Genomic DNA, 16,203 nt, shown 5'->3' on the forward strand with positions numbered 1-16,203 from the left:
GTCAGCCCGCCTGTGTGGCGATCTGGATGAGGTTGCCGCAGGTGTCGTCGAAGACGGCGGTGGTGACGGGGCCCATGCTCAGCGGCTCCTGGGTGAAACGGACCCCGTGCTCGCGCAGGCGCTCGTACTCCGCCCGTACGTCGTCGACGGCGAACTGGGCCAGCGGGATGCCGTCCCCGGCCAGCGCGTCTCGGTAGGCTTTGACCGCGGGGTGTCCGGCCGGTTCGAGGAGGAGTTCGGTGCCGTCCGGGTCCTGGGGGGAGACGACGGTGAGCCACCGGTCCTTCTCACCCAGCGGGACGTCGTGCTTCTTCATGAAGCCGAGAACGTCGGTGTAGAAGCGCTCGGCCTTCGCCTGGTCGTCGACGAAGACGCTGGTCAGGTGGATCTTCATGAGGGGTCCTCCGGTGCCGGGGTGGTGGGGTCGAGCCAGCGCTCGGTGATCTGCCGCAGTGGCGTGACGTCGAGGTCGTGGAACTTGTAGCGGCCCTCGCGCCGGGTCCTGACGAGCCGGGCGGCCTCCAGGACGGCGAGGTGCTGGGACACGGCCTGGCGTGAGATGCCGAGCCCGTGCTTCATGCTCAGGCGCCCGCAGATCTCGAACAAGGTCTGCCCGGACTTCTCCGCGAGCTCGTCGAGGATGGTGCGGCGGGTGCCGTCCGCCAGGGCTTTGTAGAGGTCGTCGTCGGCCACGCCCCTACTATAGGCAAGCACTCGCTTGCCTATCAACGTGGACGTCACCGCCGGCGCCGACGGGAAAGGGCCCCGCACCACGGTGAGTGTGATGCGGAGCCCTCGGCCCGGCGGGGAAACGGCGGTGATGCCGGGCCCGCGCGACGACACGTGCGGCTACTGCCGTCCCGTGGACGCGGGACCCCGGCGGACGAGTGCCGACAGGGACAGCGCACCCGGCCCGAAGAAGACCAGCAGCAGAAACCCCCAGCAGAACAGCGCAGGCGACAGGCCGCCGTTCTGCAGGGGGAACAGGCCGTCCGGCTGGTGCTCGGTGAAGTAGGCGAAGGCCATGGCACCCGAGCTGAGGAAGGCGGCCCCACGGGTGAGGATCCCGAGCAGGACCAGAACGCCGCAGACCAGCTCGATCACCCCCGCGTACCAGAACGGCCAGTCGCCGGCGGGCGTGGCCTTCCGGTCCAGTACGCCGAAGAGGGTGGCCGCGCCCTCACTGGTGAACAGCAGTCCGATGACGATGCGGAACAGACCCAGGACCAGGGGCTGGTGGCGGTCGAGCCGGTCGGTGATGCCCACGGTGGCGAAACTCCTTGCAGTGGCCGGTGCGAGAGGGAAGGGATGGGCCGGCGCGGAGGCCGTCCGCCCTCCACTAACGTGCGCGCCGGGCACGCCGTTCAGCCGTTTCCGCCCACGTAGGACACGGGTTGGCAACGGTCGCGTGGGCGACGGGTGCCAGACTCGACCACCATGAGCGACAGGACTCTCGGAGAGGAACGGCCCGCAGGCCGGAGCGCGGCACCCGTCACCACGGCGACGGGGCGCACCCGGCTCGTGGCGGCCGCGGCGGCGCTGGTGACCGTCGGCGCGGGACTGGGTCTGAGGGCGGTGGCGACGGGGGACGTGGCCAAGTACGGCGGCGACGCGCTGTACACGCTGCTGGTCCTCACCCTCGTCGTCCTGCTGGCCCCACGTACGCCCCCGGCGCGGGCCGCGGGAGTCGCGCTGGCGGTGAGCTGGGCGGTGGAACTGCTCCAGCTCACCGGCCTGCCCGCGGAGCTGTCCGCCCGCAGCACCGCGGCCCGCCTGGTCCTCGGCTCCACGTTCAACGCACCGGACCTGTTCTGGTACGTGATCGGCGCGGCCGCCGGCTGGCTCGTCCTGCGCGCGCCGGCCCGCCGTCGGCCGGCTCGGTGACCGGCGCACCCACCACGTCGAAGGAGGGCGCGGGCCACGCCGCCGTCGCACCGGCCGGGCCCGCGCCGCCGGGGTGGATCCCAGGCCGCGCTTGACCTCTGGGACCCCGCGACGCCTAGCAGACGATCGTCGACACCGCGGAGAGTCTCTTCCGCCTCGGGCTGACGCGTCCGGGGACCGGTGCGGCCGGAGCCTGACGGCCCTGCGACCGCCTCCTCACCGGCGCCGGCGTCCCTCGGTGGCGGACGCCGGCGCCTACAGGCCGAGGAGGGGTGACCGCCCCGGCCGAAGGAGGTGGGGTGCGAACAGCCCGGCGTGACCAGGCAGTGGAACACGCGGTTCAGGCCCGTCTGCCGCCCCGCAGCCGGAGGTGTCCGCCCGGGAAGCGGGTGCGGAAGCCGCGGTCGTGGGACACGGCCACCACCGCGCCCGGGTATGCCGCGAGCGCCGCCTCCAGGTCCTCGACGAGGTCGAGCGCCACATGGTTGGTCGGCTCGTCGAGCACCAGCAGGTCGGCCGGCCGGGTCACCAGCCGGGCGATCTGCAGCCGCCGTTGCTGTCCCGCCGACAGCGCCGCGACCGGCACGGACAGATCCTCCTCGCGGAACAGTCCCAGGGACAGCAGCGTCTCGCGGTGTTCCTCGAGCGCGCCCGGCCGCCGCGCGGCGAAGGCGGCGAGCAGCGGGAGCCGGCCGGAGCGGACGGGCAGCTCCTGGGGCAGGTAGCCGATGCCGGCCGGGCGGCGCACCACTCCCGCGTCCGGCTCCAGATCACCCGCCAGGACCCGCAGCAGCGTCGACTTCCCGGCCCCGTTCTCCCCCGTGACCAGCAGCCGTTGCCCGGGCTGGACGGTCAACCGCCCGTCCAGCCGCAACCGTTCACCGACGCCCACCTCCTTCAGCTCGGCGAGCACGGTATCGGCGGGAGGCAGATCGTCCGCCGTGGCCGGAGCGGCCGTGAACCGCAGGGGTTCGGGCGGCGCGGGCACCGGGGTGCGCCGCAGCCGGGCCAGCCGCTCGCGCACCGCCCGCACCTGCCCGCCCAGCTTGGCCTCGTGCGAACGGCGGTGCTTGCCGAAACCCTGCCGCGGGTCCCCGCCCGTGCCGGCCAGCCGGCGTCCCGCCCCCTCCAGCAACTCCTCGGCCCGGGCGACCTCTTCGAGCCACTCCGCGTGCTCCTGCTCGGCGCGGCGCCGCGCGGCCGCCTTCGCCGCCCGGTAGCCGGCCCAGCCGTCGCCGTACCGGCGCACCGTGCGGGTGTCCCGGTCGACCTCCAGGATCGTCGTGGCGACCCGCTCGATGAACGGCCGGTCGTGGGTGACGGCCACGACGGTGCCGCGGTGCGCGCGCAGGCGCTCCTCCAGCCAGTGCACCGCGGCCACGTCGAGGTGGTTCGTCGGCTCGTCCAACAGCAGCAGTTCGGGATCGGCGGCCAGCACACAGGCGAGCGCCAGCCGGGACTGCTCGCCGCCGGAGAGCGAGCCGAGCAGCCGGTCACGGGTGACGCCGCCCAGCCCCAGCCCGTGCATCGCGGCGTCCACCCGGGCGTCCGCCCGGTATCCGTCGCGCTGCTCGTACGCGGTCAACAGGTCGCCGTACTCGGCCAGTTCGGCCTCCGACGCCTCACCGAGACGCTCCTCCGCCGCGCGCAGACGACGCTCCATGGCGCGCAGCGGAGCGAGCGCCCGGTCGACCGCTTCCCGCACGGTACGGCCCGGGTCGAGCTCGGGGGTCTGGGTGAGGTGGCCGGTGCCGCCGGGGAAGTGGACGGTGATCTCCCCGTCGTCCGGTTCCTCGGCCCCGGCGAGAAGCCGCAGCAGGGTGGACTTCCCGGCGCCGTTCTCCCCGATGACGGCCGCCCGCTCGCCGGTGCGGACGGTGAACGAGACCTGTTCGAGGACGGTGCGGGGGCCGTAGGACTTGGTGACGTCCTTGACGGACAGCTGCGCCGAGCGGGCGGACGCAACGGTGTGGGCGCGTTCGCGCATGGGACTTTCCCTGAGGTGAGACGTGTCGTGGGCGGGAAGGGCGGCGTCGGCCGCGCCCGGACTCAGAGAAAGAAGAAGTGGCGCATGCCCCCACTCTAACAAGACGAGTCGTCTCGTCTCCAGCTGTTTCCGTCGGCCCTGCGCCGACGGTGCGCCGCCGCCTTGGCGTTGTTGCCGCAGCGCCGCATCGAGCACCACTGGCGGGACCGGCCCGCGGCCGGGTTGAGGTAGAGCATCCGGCACGACTCCGACGCGCACATGCCCAGCCGCTCCCTGCGGGACGCGTCGGACACCAGCCCGGCCAGGTCCCGGGCGACCACCGACAGCAGGGCGTCCTCGGTGAGCGGCAGGCTGCCCGGCGCCGGACGCACCCCCTCCGGCGTCCATTCCAGCCGGGCGACCGGTGCCTCGAAGGCGGCCAGCTCGTTGACCAGGGCGATCGACGCCGGAGAGGGGCGGTGCCCGTCCAGCACCGACGAGGCGATGTCGAACGCCGCGTCCCGCAGGGCGTGCAGTGAACGCAGCAGCGCTTCCCCCGCACACCCGGGTGCCGGGGTCAGCCCCACCCCGCGGCACCACGCGCCGAGCCGCTCGACGTCCCCCATCCGCTCCACCGGAGCGACGGGCCTGCGCCCCACGGTCGCCACGAGATTCAGCGACAGCGATCCCGCGTCGAACCGGAGGTCCCGCACCCGGGCGGTGACTCTCGTACGCGGTGCTTGCGGCACGGCTCCCATGAGGCGATAGTAACCTCCCATACGGTTATCAAGGGAGACGGGTGGCCATGCGTATCGCGGTTGTCGGAGCGGGTGGGGTCGGCGGTTACTTCGGGGCGCGACTGGCCGCCGCGGGGCACGAGGTGACCTTCGTGGCGAGGGGACGTCACCTGGAGGCCGTGCGCGGCTCCGGGCTGCTGGTGCGCAGCCCTCTGGGGGACGTCCGTACCCCGCCGGGCTCCGTGGCCGGGGCGGTCACGGAGCTGGACTCCGCGGACCTGGTCGTCGTCGCCGTGAAGCTCTGGGACACCGAGGACGTCGCCCGTCAGCTGGCCGCGTCGAAGCTGGCCGGCACTCCGGTGCTGTCGCTGCAGAACGGCGTGCACAAGGACACCGTCCTCGGCCGCCACCTGCCGCCGGAGTCCCTGCTCGGCGGCGCCTGCTTCATCTCCGCCTTCATCGAGGAACCGGGGGTCGTCCGGCACAACGGCTCCCTGCAGCGCATGGTCTTCGGCGCCCGCCGTCCCGAGCAGGAGTCCGTCGCACGCCAGTTGCTCCAGGCCTGCGTCGACGCGGGCATCGACGCCGAGCTGAGCGCCGACGTCGACCGCGTGATCTGGGAGAAGTTCGTCTTCCTCGTCGGCCTGTCCGCCACCACCACGGCCGTCCGGCAGCCCCTCGGTGTCGTCCGCTCCGACGAGCGGTCGCGCGTGCTGCTGCGGGAGGTCATGGAGGAGGTCGTGGCCGTCGCACGGGCGTCGGGGGTGGCGCTCGCCGACGACTTCGCCGAGCGTCAGCTCGCCTTCTGCGACACCCTCCCCGCGGACATGACGTCCTCCATGCACAACGACCTGGAGCACGGCCACCGTCTCGAACTGCCGTGGCTCAGCGGGGGAGTGGCCGGCCTCGCCGCCGAACTCGGCGTCCCGGCACCCCGCAACCGCACGGTCACCGACGTCCTGTCCCCGTACGTCCTCGGCAAGCCGTCCGGCGCGTGACCGCCGGGCGGTGAGCCGTCCGATGCGTGACGGCCGGGCGGGCCGTGGTGGGACCGTGGGCCGGTCGTCCGCCGCTCATCCGGCCGACGCGCGGTTGCGGCGGACGGACGACCAGAAGGCCGCGCCGATGAGGGTGACACCGATCAGCCCGGTGACGATGTCGTTGATCTCGTACCGGATGCTGACCAGCAGGACGAGGGCCAGGGCGCCGATCGCGTAGTGCGCGCCGTGCTCCAGATACACGTAGTCGTCCAGCGTGCCCTGCCGCACCAGGTACACGGTGAGCGACCGGACGTACAGGGCACCGATGCCCAGGCCGAGCGCCATCAGCACGATGTCGTTGGTGACGGCGAAGGCGCCGATGACACCGTCGAAGGAGAACGACGCGTCCAGCACCTCCAGGTAGAGGAACGTGAAGAAGGCCGCCCGGCCCGCCAGGGCGCCCACCGGACGGCCCCCGCCTCCGTCGCCCGGCTGCGCGGCGTCCTCGCCGCCCTCCTCCTTGGCCAGCCGGCCCTCGAAGAAGCCCGACAGCCCGTGCACGACCAAGTAGGTGATCAGTCCCGCGACACCCGAGACCAGCACCGTCTGCGCCTTGTCGGCATGGCTGCCGCCGTGCTGGTGGGCCTGGGTCGCGAACGTCATGGACGTGACCAGCAGCACGACCAGGGCCACGCAGACCGACAGCAGGTCGACCCTGCCCAGCTTCGCCAGGGGCCGCTCCACCGGGCCGAGCCACTTGATCTCCCGGTCCTCGAGGATGAAGTCGAGGAAGATCATGAGCAGGAACATGCCGCCGAACGCGGCGATCGACGGGTGCGCGTCGGTGACCAGCTCCTGGTAGCGGTCCTTGTCGGTGAGCGCCAGATGGACCGCCCGGTGCGGCGCCAGCCGCGCGCTCACCGACACGATGAGCACGGGGAACAGCAGCCGCATGCCGAAGACGGCGATCAGGATGCCGATGGTCAGGAAGATCCGCTGCCAGAAGGCGTTGAGCTTCCGGAGGATGCCCGCGTTGATCACCGCGTTGTCGAAGGACAACGAGATCTCCAGCACGGCGAGGATGGCGACGATCCCGAGCGCCGTCCAGCCGTCGTACAGCACCCCGCCCGCCAGGCCGACAGCCGTCACGGCGAAGGCCCAGCGGAATGTCCTCAGCAGCACGCGGCACGCTCCCTTCTCCCTCGCCGCACCACGGACGACGGATTCGGCTCCAGTGCCCCCTTCGGAGACGTCCGTAACGCGGACACCCCGGACTTCCGCCGATCACCGGTACACCGTCACCCCCCACGGTCCCGCACGCTCGGCCGGTGTCGGCGGCCTGGGCGCACGACGTCATGACGGCACGCCAGGTTCACCTCGGCCGGGCGGGGGACCGGCGCACGCCACGATCCACCCGGGACACCTCAGGGAGGCCCGGGGGATACACCCGGGCCTCCCTCGGAGGACGCCGCGCGGGTCAGCGCCCCTTGCGGCGCGCCAGTCGGCGGAATGCCCGGACGCTGCCGCTGGGCGTGGGCAGACGGCCCGCCACCGCGTCGTCCAGCAGGGAACCGACCGTCTCGGTGGCGCACACCCGGTTGGCACCGATCCCGCCCGAGGCGCCCCGCTTGACCCAGCCGACGACGTACGTGCCCGGTCTGCCGGTCACCCTGCCGCGCTCGTTCGGCACGGTTCCGGCGGCCTCGTCGAACGGCAGCCCCGCCAGCGGCACCCCGCGGTGACCGACCGCCCGCAGGACCAGTCCGGCCGGTATCCGGGCCTCACCGCTGTCGCCGGAGACACGCACGGCACGGACCGCCTCGTCCCCGCACACCTCCGCGGGCGCGGAGAGGAAACGGAACACGATGCGCCGCCGGCCGTCCGTGCCCGGGGGCAGGGTCCAGTCGACGGTCTCCCGTGGCAGGCCCTCCAGCGCCGCGGCCTTGTCGTGCGGTGCCGCCACGTCGATCGCCGCGCCGATACGCGGATCGTGGTCGTCGACCAGCAGATCCACGCCGGGCAGGTGCTTCAGGGCACGCAACTCGCTGCGGGTGTACGCCGCGTGCTCCGGACCGCGCCGCCCGAGCACCACCACCTCGCGCACCTTGCTGCGGCGCAGTTCCGCCAGTGCGTGGGGAGCGATCGCGGTCCCGGCGAGGGACCGCGGGTCCGACACCAGCAGCCGTGCGGCGTCGAGCGCCACGTTGCCGTTGCCGACCACGACGACCCGTGCCGCCGACAGCGCGAACGCGTCCGGGGCGAGGTCGGGGTGCCCGTTGCACCAGGCGACGAACTCGGTCGCGGAGACGCTGCCCGGCAGATCCTCGCCGGGGACTCCGAGCCGCCTGGCCTCCGTGGCGCCGACGGCGTAGATCACCGCGTCGTGGTGGGCGGCGAGTTCGTCCGCCGAGACGTCGGTGCCCACCTCCAGGCCCAGGCACAGGCGGACCCGGGGATGCGTGTGGAAGCGGGCGAAGCTCTCGCCGACCTTCTTGGTGGCCGGGTGGTCCGGTGCCACCCCGTACCGCACCAGTCCGCCCGCCACCGGCAGCCGGTCGACCAGGGTGACCTCGGCGCGGGTGTGCAGCAGCAGGTCCCTCGCCGCGTACATCCCGGCCGGGCCGGTGCCGACGACCGCGACCCGCAGCGGCCCGAAGTCCGGCGGCAGTACCCGGTCGAACGACGGCGCCCCCCAGTCGTGGAAGACCGGTCCCCGGTCGGTCCGCTCCTCCTCGGCGACGGGGCGGGCGCCCTCGCCTTCGAAGTACGCCGCGTTGATATGCGCGTACTCGCGCTGCCCGCCGGTCAGCCGCTCGACGGGGTGGATGGCGTCCACCGGGCATGCGTCCGCGCAGGCGCCGCAGTCGATGCAGGTCTTGGGGTCGATGTGCAGCATCTCCGTGCTGCCGAAGGCGCGTTCCTCCGGTGTGGGACGGATGCAGTTGACCGGGCAGACCGACACACAGGTGGCGTCGTTGCAGCAGGTCTGGGTGATCGCGAAGGCCATGGTCGTCCGCTCCGCTGAGGGCCCGGTGGGGGCAGGCTGTACGTGGTCAGATGAGGTGGGCGCGCCGGTAGAAGAACAGCGCGGGCCGGGTGAGCAGTCCGACGGAGGAGAGGAACTCCATCAGGCCCGAACAGCTCGCCCGGACCATGGACTTGTGGTGTTCGTTGGCCTGGGCCTCGCGCAGCGCGCGCTGCTCGTCCAGGCCGGCGTTCGCGTACACCTTGCGGTTCACCATGCTGGTGACGATGACGTACGCGGCGATCGCGATCATCACCGCGTGGATCCGGCGCCGCACGCGCCCGGCCCGGGCGAGGTGCTTACGGGTCTCCTCGCGGGCGAACATCATGTGCCGCGATTCCTCGACGACATGGATGTTGTTGATGGTGCGCACGAACGGCACGACCCGTTCGTCACGCATCCAGTCGCGCTGCATCACGTCGAGGACCTCCTCGGCGACCAGGATCGCCGCGTAGGCGGCCTCGCCGAAGGCGGTGGTCTTGAAGAGCCGGCCGAGTTCCACGGCGACCCGGCGCGGGCGGTAGGCCGGCGCGCCGAGCTTCTTCGCGCCGCGGGCGAACATGATCGAGTGCCGGCACTCGTCGGCTATCTCGGTGAGCGCCCACTGGAAGGTGTCGTCCGTGGGGTCCTTGGAGTAGATGTCCCGCAGGATCATCTGCTGCAGGATCATCTCGAACCAGATGCCGGTGCAGGCGACGGACGCCGCCTCCTGCCGGGTCAGCTCCTTGCGCTGCGCGTCGGACATCTCGTCCCAGTACGCGGTGCCGTAGAGCGTGCTCCACTCCGGGCTGGCCCCGTGGAAGTCCTTGTCCAGCGGGGTGTCCCAGTCGACCTCGGTGAGCGGGTCGTAGGAGAGCTGCGCGGACGAGTCGAGCAGCCGACGGGCCACGTCGTCGTCCGCGGGCTGATCCGGGTGCTGTGCCCGGGAGGTGGTGAGGGCCATGCCGGGGCCTCCTCGAGTCGAGTCCGTACGCCATTACCACGGGTAACCCGCTTGCTGACGAACTGTATAGCAACACGCCCCGGGTTCCCAGCCCCCTGGCACCGTCATGCGACAGACGGCACACGACACCGGCACGGCGCCCGCCGGTACGGGTGGGGAACGGGCGTGCGAAATACCGCCGTTACGGCCAAGGGGTGTGCGGGGCTCAGGGGCACGGATCGGCGCCCGGTCGTCCGCACAGGGAGTGCCGGAGCATGCCGGACACGGGCCGGTGGACACGGACGCGTCCCACGTGTCGGACGTGCGGCCCGCGGTCGAGCGGCACGGCAACTACCGCCCCCGGTACGCGGTGCGCGTGCTCACGCGCGCACCTCACCCTGCTGTGGTGCCGGGCACCGGCTCTCAGAGACCCGAGACCTTGCTGCTCGCCGAGATCTCGTAGACCAGGGTGACCGTACGGCGGCCGCCCGGTGGGAGCGGGACGTCCCAGCGGGCGATGCCGTCCGGGTCCACCGCGGCCGGTGCGGGGGAGCAGGCGTCCTCGCGCAGCCGTACCTCCACCGCCGAGACCTCCGACACCGGGATACGTTCCCGGACGGCGACGACCCTGTCGTCCCGCTCGTCCGGGGCGGAGAAGCGGGACAGGTGCAGACGGACGGTCCGGGTGAGCACGGTGCGCTGGGTGAGGCCCGTGGTGTCGCGGGTCTCCTCCGTCTCCCGTACGACACGGTGGTCGTCGCGGCTGCCGAAGGCCAGCTCCACGGGCGCACCGGGGGCGGTGAAGTCCAGCGTGCCGCGCCCCACGAAGCCGCTGCCCCGGACGAGGTCCACCGGTCCGGCCAGCAGCGCGTGCCCGGACCGGTTGTCGCACCGCACCACCTGGGTGACCAGCGGGGACAGCTCCGGCGCGCAGGCGTACTCACTGCGCGCGGTGGTGGTGAAGGAGGACACCGGTATGCGGTGCGCGCGGCCGTCGGCGGGCACCGAGACCGGCGCCGGCGCGTGCAGGACGCGTACCTCCCCGCCGTCGTCCACGCCCGGCAGCCCCTGCACGGGGACCGGCCCGAGCTCCGCGATCTCCTCCTCCCGCAGGTCCACCCGGACCGTACGGCGCTCCTCGGCCGTGCGGTCCTGCAGCGTCAGCCGGTCCTCACCGAGGCGTGGCGGTTCCGTGGCCGCCGAGGAGCGTGCCGTGGACAGGGTCAGCCGTACGCCGGACCAGTCCTCGCCCGTGCGCTGCCAGACGATCGCCTCCGTGGCCAGGGTGAGGTCGTCCCCGTCGAGCACGGCCCGGTACGCAGGCCGCCACAGCGCGCACGGCGTGAGATGGCTCAACCGCAGCCCGGCCCGCCCCGCGACGGACGCCTCGACGGTCAGCTCGACATGGCCGACCAGCTCGGCGGGCTCCGTCTCGGCCAGGGCGAGGGCCTGCTCCGCCTCCGCCGTCTCACCGGACACGGCCGTCAGCCGCGCCTCCGCCTCGCGCAGTTCCTCGGCCCGCGTCTCCCGCTCCCGGTCGACCCGGTCCAGTTCCCGCGACCAGCGGTCGCGTTCGGTCTCGCCGAAGCCGGCGCCCTCACCGATCTCCCGCAGCAGATCGGCGGCGAGCCGGCCGAGCGCGTCCCCGCGCGCCCGCAGCCGGTCGCGCCGCTGCTCCAGCTCCAGCCGCTCCTCCTGCAGGGCGGCGGCACGCCGGCGCAGCGGGGAGTCGTCGGCGGCGGGCCCCGGTCCGCGTGGTGTCCAGGCGCGCACGATCCGCGTGTCGAGGACGGTCACCGGGAAGTCGGCCGTCAGCTCGGCGTGCAACGTCCGGTCGACGGCGAGGGCGCTGACGGGTCCGAGCCGCAACCGCTGCGTACCGGCGCGCAGTTCGAGCGTGGCGGTGCGCTCCACGTGCGCGCGGTCCTCCGTGCAGGTGACGGCGGTGACGGGAAGGGGGATCGGGGCGAGCGGCTCCGAAGACGTGGACATCTGTGTCAGCTCCTGCGGTTGCCGCCGGTCAGGGCCTTGCCGGCCGGGATCCTGATCTCGTGGCCGCCGTCGAGGGCGGCCGTACCGCCGGCCGGCAGGTCGACCCGCCAGATCCGGGTACCCGGAGCGTGCCGCTCCGGGTCGGCGGTGTCCTCGGGCGCCGTCCAGTCGGCCCGTTCCTCGATCCGTACGTCCGCCTCCGAGGTGACCGGCACGCGCTCGCGCACCTCCACGCGGACGGGCACTGGGAGCCGGTTGGCCAGTTCCACATGGACGCGGTGGTCCAGCACGGTGACGTTGTTGCGCAGGCCCGCGGTCGACTCGGTGAGGTGCGTCCGGCGGGTGACACCGATGGCTTCGGCCGGCCCCAGCCCCAGCCGGCGCACACCGCCCGGCGCGAGGGTCGGCAGCGCGGCGGTCAGCTGGTACTCCCCGTCGACGCTCACCTCGACCGGGCCGGCCAGCAGCGCCTGGTCCGTCGCGTTGGACAGCACCAGCGTCGCGTACACGGTCTGCTCCACCGCCGGCACACAGACGTACTCGGTGCGCAGGCCGACCGGGATCTCGCCGACGGTGACGGTGTGCCAGGTGCCGTCCGAGGGGATGTCGGCGGGTGCCGCCGCGTCGTAGCGGTGATCGAACGAACCCGCCGACTCACGGGGCCGCACGGCGTGGCCGGGCAGCGGCAGCGCGGCCGGCTTCTCGGCGCGGCGGCGGTACTCGGCGGTCACCGGGTCGAAGCCCGAGCCGGGGAAGAGCCGGCCCCGGCGGTCCACCGGTTCGTCCGGACCGCTCAACACGAGGGCCACGTAGTCGAGTTCGGCGTCGTCCGGCTGGGGCGGGCCCGGTACGGGCGGGGGCGGGGGAGCGGCCGGGGCCGCACCGGCGGCCGGCGGCGCGGGCGCCTTGGGGGCCGCTGCCGCGCGGGCGACGGAGGGCCCCGCACCGGGACGCGCCCGCCCACGCGGCCGGTTCGGGGCGGCGGACCGGGCGTGGTCCGCGAAGCCCTGGGGAGCGGCGCCGTACGCGGCGCCGGGGGCGGGCAGCGCGGAGGGCGCCGGAGGCGGCGGGAGCGGCGCGTCGTACGCGGGACCTCCCGCCACAGGACCCCCCGCCACGGCACCTGCGACCATCATGGCGCCCGCCGTAGGTTCGGTCCGGGGTGCGGGACCGGCCGTGTCGTACCCGGAGAACAAGTCGGTGAGCCCCGCCGGTGGTTCACGCCAGCGGGACGGTGCGGGGGCGGGCTGGCTGCGTCCGATGCGGACCGACCGCAGCCGGGGCAGGTCGGTACGGCGGCGCAGGTCGGCCGTGGCGAAGGCGATGCGCACGCCGGTCCAGTCCTCGCCGCTGCGCTGGGCGACCGAGGCGCGCAGCACCAGCCGCCCGCTGTCCTCGCCCTGACGGTGGGCCAGACGGTAGGCCGGCACCCACACGGCGCCGGGCACGCCGTACTCGATCTCCACCTCCACCTCGGACCCGCCCTGCGCCTCGCCCGCGCCGGCCAGCGTCAGTACGGCGCAGTACGAGGAGGCGACCCCTGACCGCGGTGTGTCGGTGCCGGCCCGCTCCAGCCGGTCGTGGGCGACGTCGAGCTCGTGGTCGGCGCGCCGCAGTTCCTCCTCCAGCTCGCGGAGCGTCGCGTGCAGACCGGCCAGGCGCTCGTCGACGAAGTCGGCGAGCTCCAGCCAGGCGTCCACCGGGGTGCGGCGGTGCGGGTCGTCCCGCTTGCGGCCGGGCGGGACCGGGCGCAGCCCGGCGACCTCCTCGATCCGCTTCAACTGCCGCTCGCGACGGGCCTCCACGGCCTTGTACGCGTCCACCAGCCGGTCGACCTCACGCCGGGCCTCGTCGGCCGCGTCCGCGTCGACGACCTCCGCCTCGGCCTCCGCCCGTGCCTCGGTGACCCGGACACCCGGCGCGGAGAGGACGCGGGCCCGCACCGAGTGGGGATCCAGCGAGCGCGGCAGTCCCCTCACCCGTACCCGGCCGTCCGCCGGGACGGTGCCCCGGGCCACGCGGCGGCAGAGCGCGCCCTGCGCGTAGACCACCACAGATTCCAGTGCCGACGCCCATGTCGGTGCCGTGCCAGCCGTCATGTCTTCCCCCGAGCAGCCGTGTCCGTGCCGAGGGCAGCCTACGCCGTGACGGTCCGCACCGGATCACCAGACAAGACACCAGTAGGCGCCGTGGTGGCCGATGCCGATCCGGCTCTCCCACGGCACCAGCGCGGGGTCGGGCCGGCCCACGGCGGACATCGTGCAGGCCGGGTCGCCGACCGTCCCGGCGGCGGCCATGCGCTGCGCGGCGGCCGTCGCGGCGCGGGAGGTGTACCACGTGGTGGTCACCCGCGGGTGCGCACCGGACGGCTCGGGTGTCGGCGTCGCGGGCGGCTTCGGCACTGCTGTGGCGGCGGGTGTCCTGGAGGGCTTCGGCGCAGTGGGCGTGGACGTGGGTGCCGTGGTCGGCTCGGCGGTGGGCGTGGCTGGCGTGGTGGTGCGGGTCGGCGCGGTCGTCGGGGTCGGTTTCGGTTGCGGCGTCCGGGTGGGGGCGGGGGGTGGCAGGTGCGGACCGGGAGAGGCGGCCGGCGGAAGCGCCGGAGCGGGCGGCGTGGGCACGCGCGTCTGCGACCCGGGTGGCGGCGGGACACGCGGTCCCGGCTGCGTCGCCCCCGGGGGCACCGCCGGTGCGGTGCGGGGAACCTGCGGGGTGCCCGCGTCGGCCCCGCCGGTCGCGGCGGGCGGTTGCGGCGCCGGAATCCGGCCGGACGGCGCGGCCTCGGACGGGGGCCGCCCCTCCTGAGGTGCCGGTGGCCGGCTGCCCGCCCCGCCGTCCGGAACGGCCGGCCCGGTCCCCGTGCCCTGGTCCGGGGCGCCCGGGGACGCGGTCCGTCCCTGGCCCGGCGGCACCGGACCCGGCGTCGGACCGCGGCTCGGTTCGGCCGGCCGGCCCGGACGGGACGCCGTCGGCACGGGCGCCCCGGTGCCCGTGGGAGTCGGTTCCGCCGTGGCCGACGGAGAGGTCTCGGACGTCGGCGTCGGCAGCGGGCCCAGGGTCGGCAGGGTGAGATCGTGCGAGGCGGACGGCGTGGGACTGGGCGTCCCGTCGTCCTGCGCCACCCACGCCCACACGCCGACGCCGCCCAGGAGCAGCACAGCGGCACCGCCGGCGATCCACGGGGCGCGCCGGGGCGGGCGTCGGTGACGGTTCATGGACCCACTGTGCTACGCGCCCCGACAGGCCGCCTGTCGCATCGTCCGCCTGCTGTGCCACCCGTCCGGTCAGTGCGCTCGTCCGGGTGACGGACCCCGTCCCCCGGTCGCCGCCGACGGTCCCTCCCGGCAGGGTGCGCTGCCCGCTTCCTTACCTCCCAGGTCATCGACCCGGCCCTAGTCCGAGTGCCACGATCACCGCGTACCCGACCGACGCACCATGCGCGTCAACCGGACCGACGCACCGTGGAGGACACCATGCCCGCCTACGCCATCGCCCGCCTGCGGCCGGCCGCCCCGCACCCGGACATCGCGGAGTACATCGAGCGCATCCCCGCCACGTTCGAGCCGTTCGGTGGCCGCTTCCTGGTGCACGCCACCCAGCACGAGGTGAAGGAGGGCACTTGGTCAGAAGACCTGGTGGTGATCGGCTTCCCGGGCATCGACCAGGCACGGCAGTGGTGGGACTCGCCCGCCTACCGGGAGATAGCGCCCCTGCGGTCCCGGCACATCGAGGGCGACATCGTCCTCGTCGAGGGCGTCCCCGACGGCTACGACCCCACCGCCACCGCTGACACCCTGCGGAAGGCACTCGCCGCCACCGACTGATCCCCGCCCTCGCCGGTTGCCGGCCGAGCCGTGCACCGGCGGCCGCGCGACCCCGCCGTCTGGGCAGGTCCCGCACGTCCGGTTACCGTGGGAATGACCCCTTTGTCCGGGGCCCTTCCCCGGAGCGCCTGGGAGTGGGAGAGAAACCATGAGTAATCAGTTCGAGGTCGTCGTGGACATCGACCGGCCCATAGAGGACGTCTTCGACTATCTCGCCGACGGCCGGCACGACCCCGAGTTCAGCCCCCGCGTCCTGAGGATGGAGAAGAGCCCCGACGGCGACACCCATGTGGGCACCGTGTTCCACAGCACTGTCAAGGACGCCGGAATGCGTTCCCAACGGGACTTCGAAATCAGCGAGTTGACGGCGCCCACCCGGTTGCGCTGGCACGAGGTGTCGCACAACTCCATCACCGCCAAGGAGGGCGGGTACGACCTCGAGCCCACGGCGGACGGCGGGACCCGGCTGCGCCTGTTCAACGTGCTCGAAGGGCACGGCGTGGGAAAGCTGTTGCTCCCGCTGGCGGCCGGCGCGTCCCGCAAGGACGCCCCCGCCTTCGGCCGCCGCATCAAGGAAGCCGTGGAGGCCTCCACCTGACCGCCTGGCCCACCGTGACCCGCCGGAGAGTCATGTGTCCGGCGGGATCACGGACCGGGATCAGGAGCCGTCAGGGACCAGCACCCAGACGGCCGTCATCAGCAGGAACGTGAACACGACCAGGGCCGGGAGCCCGAGGATCGCGGTGACCACACCCCAGCGGGTACGGCCCCGCGGCGTCCGCGCTCCGTCCGGCCCTGCCGTGTCGCCCTGTGTCGCAGCCACGAACTCACCTCTCGGTCAAGGGAATGAGAGGCAGGCTAGACCATGCGGGGCCC

The 16,203-nt window shown here is 73.7% G+C and carries 16 protein-coding genes; 4 read left to right on the top strand and 12 right to left on the bottom strand.

Features of this window, described 5'->3' with window-relative positions:
- Position 1: 1 nt before the first annotated feature.
- From F3L20_RS17600 to F3L20_RS17610, 3 genes are all read right to left on the bottom strand, one after another.
- Entirely contained in the window at positions 2 to 394 is a 393-nt protein-coding gene (locus F3L20_RS17600; protein ID WP_150155187.1) for a VOC family protein, read from the bottom strand.
- Complete coding sequence (locus F3L20_RS17605) at positions 391 to 693, bottom strand: ArsR/SmtB family transcription factor (protein WP_150155188.1); 303 nt, start codon at positions 691 to 693, stop codon at positions 391 to 393. Before F3L20_RS17605 ends, F3L20_RS17600 begins: the two co-directional genes overlap by 4 nt.
- A gap of 156 nt (positions 694 to 849) precedes the next feature.
- Positions 850 to 1,266: a DoxX family protein gene (locus F3L20_RS17610; RefSeq protein ID WP_150155189.1), complete on the bottom strand. Its 417-nt coding sequence runs from the start codon at positions 1,264 to 1,266 to the stop codon at positions 850 to 852.
- 171 nt (positions 1,267 to 1,437) lie between these two features.
- Between F3L20_RS17610 and F3L20_RS17615 the strand changes: the two genes are divergently transcribed.
- Complete coding sequence (locus F3L20_RS17615) at positions 1,438 to 1,884, top strand: DUF2809 domain-containing protein (protein WP_240810670.1); 447 nt, start codon at positions 1,438 to 1,440, stop codon at positions 1,882 to 1,884.
- Positions 1,885 to 2,224: 340 nt separating this feature from the next.
- Here F3L20_RS17615 and abc-f read toward each other — a convergent pair whose 3' ends face one another.
- Positions 2,225 to 3,871, bottom strand: coding sequence for a ribosomal protection-like ABC-F family protein (gene abc-f, locus F3L20_RS17620; RefSeq protein WP_150155190.1), 1,647 nt, complete (start codon positions 3,869 to 3,871; stop codon positions 2,225 to 2,227).
- Positions 3,872 to 3,966: 95 nt separating this feature from the next.
- Positions 3,967 to 4,608, bottom strand: coding sequence for a CGNR zinc finger domain-containing protein (locus tag F3L20_RS17625; protein ID WP_150155191.1), 642 nt, complete (start codon positions 4,606 to 4,608; stop codon positions 3,967 to 3,969).
- Between the two features lie 47 nt (positions 4,609 to 4,655).
- Here F3L20_RS17625 and F3L20_RS17630 point away from each other — a divergent pair, with 47 nt between their 5' ends.
- Entirely contained in the window at positions 4,656 to 5,585 is a 930-nt protein-coding gene (locus F3L20_RS17630) for a ketopantoate reductase family protein (RefSeq protein ID WP_150155192.1), read from the top strand.
- 75 nt (positions 5,586 to 5,660) lie between these two features.
- Here F3L20_RS17630 and F3L20_RS17635 read toward each other — a convergent pair whose 3' ends face one another.
- The 6 genes from F3L20_RS17635 to F3L20_RS17660 all read right to left on the bottom strand — a co-directional run bounded on the left by F3L20_RS17635 (position 5,661) and on the right by F3L20_RS17660 (position 13,854).
- Positions 5,661 to 6,749: a DUF475 domain-containing protein gene (locus F3L20_RS17635; RefSeq protein ID WP_150155193.1), complete on the bottom strand. Its 1,089-nt coding sequence runs from the start codon at positions 6,747 to 6,749 to the stop codon at positions 5,661 to 5,663.
- Between the two features lie 295 nt (positions 6,750 to 7,044).
- Positions 7,045 to 8,574, bottom strand: a complete 1,530-nt coding sequence (locus tag F3L20_RS17640) for an FAD-dependent oxidoreductase (RefSeq protein ID WP_150155194.1) — start codon at positions 8,572 to 8,574, stop codon at positions 7,045 to 7,047.
- Positions 8,575 to 8,620: 46 nt separating this feature from the next.
- Positions 8,621 to 9,535, bottom strand: coding sequence for an AurF N-oxygenase family protein (locus F3L20_RS17645; protein ID WP_150155195.1), 915 nt, complete (start codon positions 9,533 to 9,535; stop codon positions 8,621 to 8,623).
- Between the two features lie 402 nt (positions 9,536 to 9,937).
- Positions 9,938 to 11,506, bottom strand: a complete 1,569-nt coding sequence (locus F3L20_RS17650; protein ID WP_150155196.1) for a mucoidy inhibitor MuiA family protein — start codon at positions 11,504 to 11,506, stop codon at positions 9,938 to 9,940.
- A gap of 5 nt (positions 11,507 to 11,511) precedes the next feature.
- Positions 11,512 to 13,605, bottom strand: a complete 2,094-nt coding sequence (locus F3L20_RS17655; RefSeq protein ID WP_167534544.1) for a DUF4139 domain-containing protein — start codon at positions 13,603 to 13,605, stop codon at positions 11,512 to 11,514.
- A gap of 63 nt (positions 13,606 to 13,668) precedes the next feature.
- Positions 13,669 to 13,854 (bottom strand): hypothetical protein, encoded by a 186-nt coding sequence (locus F3L20_RS17660; RefSeq protein ID WP_150155197.1) that lies wholly within the window; start codon positions 13,852 to 13,854, stop codon positions 13,669 to 13,671.
- A gap of 1,122 nt (positions 13,855 to 14,976) precedes the next feature.
- On the opposite strand from F3L20_RS17660, the gene F3L20_RS17665 reads away from it, so the two are divergent.
- Both F3L20_RS17665 and F3L20_RS17670 read left to right on the top strand, forming a co-directional pair.
- The gene (locus tag F3L20_RS17665) at positions 14,977 to 15,327 is read left to right on the top strand and encodes a DUF1330 domain-containing protein (protein WP_150155198.1); all 351 of its coding nucleotides are present in this window, start codon (positions 14,977 to 14,979) and stop codon (positions 15,325 to 15,327) included.
- Positions 15,328 to 15,475: 148 nt separating this feature from the next.
- Positions 15,476 to 15,925 (top strand): SRPBCC family protein, encoded by a 450-nt coding sequence (locus tag F3L20_RS17670; RefSeq protein ID WP_145824482.1) that lies wholly within the window; start codon positions 15,476 to 15,478, stop codon positions 15,923 to 15,925.
- A gap of 60 nt (positions 15,926 to 15,985) precedes the next feature.
- Here the strand turns inward: F3L20_RS17670 and F3L20_RS34015 are convergent, their stop codons facing one another.
- Positions 15,986 to 16,150 carry a hypothetical protein gene (locus tag F3L20_RS34015; protein WP_167534545.1) on the bottom strand — a complete coding sequence of 55 codons (165 nt, stop codon included), beginning with the start codon at positions 16,148 to 16,150 and terminating at the stop codon, positions 15,986 to 15,988.
- Positions 16,151 to 16,203 lie beyond the last annotated feature (53 nt).

Origin of the sequence: Streptomyces tendae, assembly GCF_008632955.1 — a bacterium.
GTDB lineage: Bacteria > Actinomycetota > Actinomycetes > Streptomycetales > Streptomycetaceae > Streptomyces.

What these genes read in the sequence shown, in the direction of transcription:
- F3L20_RS17630 (WP_150155192.1), top strand. Translation starts at nt 4,656, where the DNA reads ATGCGTATCGCGGTTGTCGGAGCGGGTGGGGTCGGCGGTTACTTCGGG.
- F3L20_RS17655 (WP_167534544.1), bottom strand. Translation starts at nt 13,605, where the DNA reads ATGACGGCTGGCACGGCACCGACATGGGCGTCGGCACTGGAATCTGTG.
- abc-f (WP_150155190.1), bottom strand. Translation starts at nt 3,871, where the DNA reads ATGCGCGAACGCGCCCACACCGTTGCGTCCGCCCGCTCGGCGCAGCTG.
- F3L20_RS17645 (WP_150155195.1), bottom strand. Translation starts at nt 9,535, where the DNA reads ATGGCCCTCACCACCTCCCGGGCACAGCACCCGGATCAGCCCGCGGAC.
- F3L20_RS17625 (WP_150155191.1), bottom strand. Translation starts at nt 4,608, where the DNA reads ATGGGAGCCGTGCCGCAAGCACCGCGTACGAGAGTCACCGCCCGGGTG.
- F3L20_RS17615 (WP_240810670.1), top strand. Translation starts at nt 1,438, where the DNA reads ATGAGCGACAGGACTCTCGGAGAGGAACGGCCCGCAGGCCGGAGCGCG.
- F3L20_RS17650 (WP_150155196.1), bottom strand. Translation starts at nt 11,506, where the DNA reads ATGTCCACGTCTTCGGAGCCGCTCGCCCCGATCCCCCTTCCCGTCACC.
- F3L20_RS17600 (WP_150155187.1), bottom strand. Translation starts at nt 394, where the DNA reads ATGAAGATCCACCTGACCAGCGTCTTCGTCGACGACCAGGCGAAGGCC.
- F3L20_RS17640 (WP_150155194.1), bottom strand. Translation starts at nt 8,574, where the DNA reads ATGGCCTTCGCGATCACCCAGACCTGCTGCAACGACGCCACCTGTGTG.
- F3L20_RS17665 (WP_150155198.1), top strand. Translation starts at nt 14,977, where the DNA reads ATGCCCGCCTACGCCATCGCCCGCCTGCGGCCGGCCGCCCCGCACCCG.
- F3L20_RS17670 (WP_145824482.1), top strand. Translation starts at nt 15,476, where the DNA reads ATGAGTAATCAGTTCGAGGTCGTCGTGGACATCGACCGGCCCATAGAG.